Origin of the sequence: Corallococcus sp. AB049A, assembly GCF_003668885.1 — a bacterium.
GTDB classification, from domain to species: domain Bacteria; phylum Myxococcota; class Myxococcia; order Myxococcales; family Myxococcaceae; genus Corallococcus; species Corallococcus interemptor.
In genome coordinates this window covers 1-4750 of record NZ_RAWL01000550.1, presented here as the reverse complement: position 1 = coordinate 4750, position 4750 = coordinate 1, and the positions used below count along the sequence as shown (strand labels likewise).

The window sequence follows — 4750 nt, the reverse complement described above, 5'->3', positions numbered from 1 at the left end:
TGCCCCACCAGCCCCAGCGGCCCGGAGCCCGTGCGGCGGCGGAAGAGCACCGGCGTGCCCGGCACGCTCTGCTTGCCCTCCGCCAGCTCGTTGCCGAACTTCATCACCGGCGTCGCGCCCGAGCACGACAGCTTGTAGATGGCCGCCACCCGGTCGCGCGTCAGCGCATGGGGCATGGTGCGCGCCACGATGTGGCCGCCGTAGCCGTAGAACTGCGTCGTCGGCTCCCAGCCCACCTGCTTGCGCAGCTCCTCGAACTCGCGCGTCGCCTGCGCGTCCAGGCCATCCTCCAGGATGATGACCGGCTTGATGCCCAGGTCGCGCGCGCGCGTCACCGCGTAGAGGTACTGGAGCTTCTTGTTCCCGGAGTCGAACCGGATGGAGTCCCCACCCTGCGGGTCCTCCGAGATGAGCTTGAACGCCGCCGGGATGCCCGACGTCAGCGTGTCGAAGGTGTCCAGGAGGTAGCTGGAGCGCTGCGGCCGGCGCTCGTGCATCGCGCGGTAGGCCGCGTCGTCGGAGCCGTAGCGCTGCACGTGCTCGTGGCCCATGGTGCCCACGGGAATCATGCCCAGCACGCGCGCGCCCTCCACGTTGCTCGTGCGCTGCACGCCCGCCTCCTGGCACGCGCGCAGGGCCAGCTCGTGCTGCTCCAGACACGTCGCCGCGCGCAGGCCCACCTCGAAGATGCGCGAGGGGTCCTCGACGATGTCCACCAGCTCCTTCACCTGCGCCCGCACGCGCCGCACGTAGCCTTCCGTGTCCACCTGGATGGACACGGCCCGCACGCCCACCTGGTCCAACGTCTCCAGGGCGATGCGCTTCTCCTCCTCGCACGTCACCGTGGCCAGCGTCCGGGCCAGCGCCTCGCGGTCCTGCAGCGCCTGCGTGGCCACCTGCACGCGGTAGTTGAGCTGCAGCAGCATCGGCTCCAGCCAGGACACCAGCGCGGAGGGGCCGGTAATCGTCAGGATGGGCTCGCGCGGCAGGAACAGCGAGCCCCTGGGAATCGCGCGCACGGACAGCTGCGCCTTGCGCAGGATGGCCGCCTTGAAGCCCACGCCCATCTCGTAGTCGTGCCGGGCGAGGAACGCGTAGTCCTCTGGCTGCGGGTCCGGCAGCAGCGCCTTCACCCACGCCTCCAGGTCCAGCGGCATCACCTGGGGCCCGCCCTTGCGGTGCGAGTAGTAGAACGTTTCCTTCCGCAGGGGCCAGCCGGCCTCCGCCATGCTGAACTTGTAGCCATCCGTGGCGAGCAGCGACTGGGGCATCGGGAGACGACTCCTTATCGTTGACCCCGAGACTAAGCGCGCCCCCCATCCCGTACCTAGGGCCAAGGTCTCCGACACATTGGGGAATACGCTGGACGCGACAGGTGCGGTTAAGCTGTCGCGACCCACAACGAAGCCAGGTGCCCATGCCCGCAGAGAACGAGACGCAGAAGGTCGAAGCGGTACTGCGCGAACATGCGCTGAGCTATCCCGGCGCCCACGAGGACTTTCCCTGGGGCCACCGCGCGATGAAGGTCAACGACAAGACCTTCCTCTTCATGACCGTCGACGGCGAGAAGCTGAACCTCTCCGCCAAGCTGCCCGACTCCAAGGACGCCGCCCTCACGCTGCCCTTCACCGAGCCCACCGAGTACGGCCTGGGCAAGAGCGGCTGGGTGACCGCCCACTTCGAGGAGGCCTCGCAGGTGCCGGTGCCCGTCATCAAGGCGTGGATCGACGAGAGCTATCGCGCCATCGCGCCGAAGAAGCTGGTGGAGAAGCTCCCCGCCCGGGGCACCGCCGTCCCCGGCCCCGCCTCGAAGCCGGCCAAGGCCGCCGCGGGCAAGAAGGCCTCCGCTTCCAAGGCCGTGGCCCCGGTGAAGAAGGCCGCCAAGAAGGTCGTGAGCAAGGTGAAGGCCGTGGCCAAGAAGGCCGCCGCCCGCGTGAAGACCGTGGCGAAGAAGGCCACGAAGAAGGTCGCCAAGACGGCCTCCGCCGCCAAGGCCAAGACGGCGCGCAAGCCCGCCGCTCCGGCCCGGGGCAAGCGCGCCGCCACGCCCGCGCCCAAGCGCGCCCGCCGTTCTTGAGAGGGAGCGAGGCACGCGGACGGCCCACGCGCTGGAAGGGAGTCCATCCCTTCGCGGCGCGGTGGGACTCCGGGACTCAAGGCTACTTGCCGCTCCGGCTGCCGCGGCCCGTGGGGCCCTTGGCCGCGGACTTGGAAGCCGGGGCCTTCCTGGCCGCGGACTTCTTCGCCGGCTTCGCCTCCGGCTCCACGAACAGCTTGTCGTAGTCGCGCATGCTGCGGCGGATGACCTCCATGGCCTCCTGCCGGTCGTAGACCTCCGCGATCTCGACGCTGCGCTTTCCCTCGCCCGGAATCTGCTTGTAGGTGAGGAAGTAGTGCTTCAGGCGGTCCAGCAGCGGGCGCGGCAGCTGCGCGATGTACTGGAGTTCGCCGTAGACGAGGTCCGACTCCAGCACCGCGATGATCTTGTCGTCGGCCTCGTTGCCGTCGATCATCCGGAAGCCGCCCACGGGCACCGCGTGCACCAGCAGGTTGCCGTTGGAGACGACCTTCTCCGTCAGCACGCAGATGTCGATGGGGTCCCCGTCGCCGTGGATGTCCTTCACGCCGGTGCGCTCCGCGCAGCGCTTCGCCACCTGCTCGCCGCAGTACGTGCGCGGGATGAAGCCGTAGAGCGTGGGGCACTGGCTGCTGAAGCGCTGCGGCCGGTCCAGCATCAGGATGCCGGACTCCTTGTCCATCTCGTACTTCACCGCGTCCGTGGGGACGATCTCGATGTACGCGGTGACGACTTCCGGGGCCTCCGGCCCGGGCGAGATGCCGTGCCAGGGGTGGGCCTGCGACGGGGTCTGGGTGCTCTTCTTCATGGAGTGTCTCCCGAGCGCTCGCGCGCCTCGGCGTACAGCCCGGCCACCGCTTCTTCCAGGCGGCGGGTAAGGGTATCCCGGTCAGCCAACGTCAGTCCCTCGGTGGGCACGGGCTTGCCCACCACCAACGCCACCCGCTGGCCCCACTGGATGGCCCGGCCCCCCTTGGGGAGGATGAGCCTTGTGCCGGACACGGCCAGGGGCACCACGGGGACCTGCGCCTGGATGGCCAGCGTGGCGGCGCCCTTCTTGAAGGGCCGCAGCTGACCGTCCGGGCTGCGCGTGCCCTCCGCGTAGAACAGCACGCTGACGCGCTCGCGCAGCGCCGTGACGGCCTCCTGGAGCCGGGCCCGGTCATCCGCGCCGCCGGTGCGCTGCACGGGGATGTTGCCCGCGACGCGCATGGCCCGGCCGAACACGGGGACCTTGAAGAGCTCCGCCTTGGCGACGTAGCGCGTGTGCTTGTCGATGTGCGCGAAGTTCACCAGCGCGTCGAAGTGCGACTGGTGGTTGCTCACGAAGACGACGTTGCCCTCGCGCGGGATGTTCTCCAGGCCATGGGCCTCATGGCGCACGCCCGCGGACGCCAGGCCGGAGAGCGCCCACGCGCGCAGCACCTTGTCCGCCGCCGGGTGCTGATCCAGCTCCGACAGCACCGTGATGGTCGCGGCCGCGACGCCCGTGAGGCCCACCGTGGCCGTGCCGGAGAACACCGTCTGGAGCACCTTGAGCATCAGACGAACCCGTGCGCGGGGAACAGGAGGACGTCCTCAATGCGCTGGACCCCGAGCAGCAGCATCAGGATTCGGTCGAGCCCCACGGCGATGCCCGCGGACGGCGGCATGCGGCCCACCGCCTCCAGGAAGCGCTCGTCCAGGGGATACACGGCGCGGCCCAGCTTGCGGCGCAGCTCCTGCTCCTCCACCAGCCGCGCGCGCTGCTCCACCGCGTCCGTCAATTCAGAGAAGCCGTTCGCCAGCTCCAGCCCCTTCGAGTACAGCTCCACCCGCTCCGCCACGCGCGTGTCGCCGGGCTTCAGCCGGGACAGCGCGGCCATGGACGCGGGGTACTCAATGAGGAACGTGGGCCGCTCATGGCCCAGGCCGCGCTCCACCCGCTCCAGGAACAGGTGGAAGAAGACGTCGTCGAAGGACGTGGAGCTCCCGGTGTGCACGCCAATGGCCTCCGCCGCCCGCTTGAGCGACGCGCCGTCCGAGTGCACGTGGATGTCCACGCCCGTGGCCCGCAGGACGGCGTCCCGCACCGTCACGCGCTCATACGGGGTGCGCGTGAAGAAGGCGGGATCCGCGCCGGCTTCCCCCTCCTTCGCGTCCGCCGCCGCGCGGCCCGCCGCCACCAGCGCGCCCTCCAGGTCGTCCATGATGGCGTGGTAGTCCGCGTGCGGCCGGTAGAACTCCAGCAGCGAGAACTCCGGGTTGTGCGTCTGGGAGACCTCGCCGTTGCGGAAGACCTTGCAGATTTGAAACAGCGGCCCGGCCCCTTGAGCGAGCAGGCGCTTCATCGCGTACTCGGGGCTGGTGTGCAGGTAGAGCGTGCGCGCCTTGCCCAGGTCCGTCTCCGGGACGAAGGGCGTCTCGAAGGCGGAGATGTACGGCTCCATGCCGGGGGTGGGCACGAGCAGCGGCGTCTCAACTTCCAGGTATCCCTGGCTTGCGAAGAACTGGCGCAGGGCGGAGTAGAGGCCCTGGCGTCCTCGGGCCGCCCGCCATGGGTTTACGTTGGGCATCGGCAGGTCGGAAGTAACATGGGCGGCCCATGTCCCCAAGGATTCCATCCCTCCTCGCCGCCGCCGTGTGTTTGCTGAGCGCCTGTCACAAGGCGCCGCCCCCGGTGGTGCCCCCCCC

The 4750-nt window shown here is 69.8% G+C and carries 5 protein-coding genes; 1 reads left to right on the top strand and 4 read right to left on the bottom strand.

Translation table 11 applies throughout. The annotated features are described in order from the left end of the window. Positions 1-1271 (bottom strand): nicotinate phosphoribosyltransferase (locus D7X55_RS35835; RefSeq protein ID WP_121725387.1); only part of this gene is annotated, 1271 nt, incomplete at its 3' end. A 146-nt stretch (positions 1272-1417) separates the two neighbouring features. On the opposite strand from D7X55_RS35835, the gene D7X55_RS35830 reads away from it, so the two are divergent. Next, a complete protein-coding gene (locus D7X55_RS35830; protein ID WP_120551990.1) occupies positions 1418-2077 on the top strand; it encodes an MmcQ/YjbR family DNA-binding protein in 660 nt (219 codons plus the stop codon). Positions 2078-2159: 82 nt separating this feature from the next. Here D7X55_RS35830 and D7X55_RS35825 read toward each other — a convergent pair whose 3' ends face one another. The 3 genes from D7X55_RS35825 to epmA are packed head-to-tail and all read right to left on the bottom strand — an operon-like array spanning position 2160 to position 4632. Next, positions 2160-2885, bottom strand: coding sequence for an inorganic pyrophosphatase (locus tag D7X55_RS35825; RefSeq protein WP_120551991.1), 726 nt, complete (start codon positions 2883-2885; stop codon positions 2160-2162). After that, positions 2882-3619: a 1-acyl-sn-glycerol-3-phosphate acyltransferase gene (locus D7X55_RS35820; protein ID WP_233610266.1), complete on the bottom strand. Its 738-nt coding sequence runs from the start codon at positions 3617-3619 to the stop codon at positions 2882-2884. Before D7X55_RS35820 ends, D7X55_RS35825 begins: the two co-directional genes overlap by 4 nt. After that, positions 3619-4632 carry an EF-P lysine aminoacylase EpmA gene (gene epmA, locus D7X55_RS35815; RefSeq protein ID WP_120551993.1) on the bottom strand — a complete coding sequence of 338 codons (1014 nt, stop codon included), beginning with the start codon at positions 4630-4632 and terminating at the stop codon, positions 3619-3621. The genes D7X55_RS35820 and epmA overlap by 1 nt, the downstream gene beginning before the upstream one ends. Positions 4633-4750: the final 118 nt, after the last annotated feature.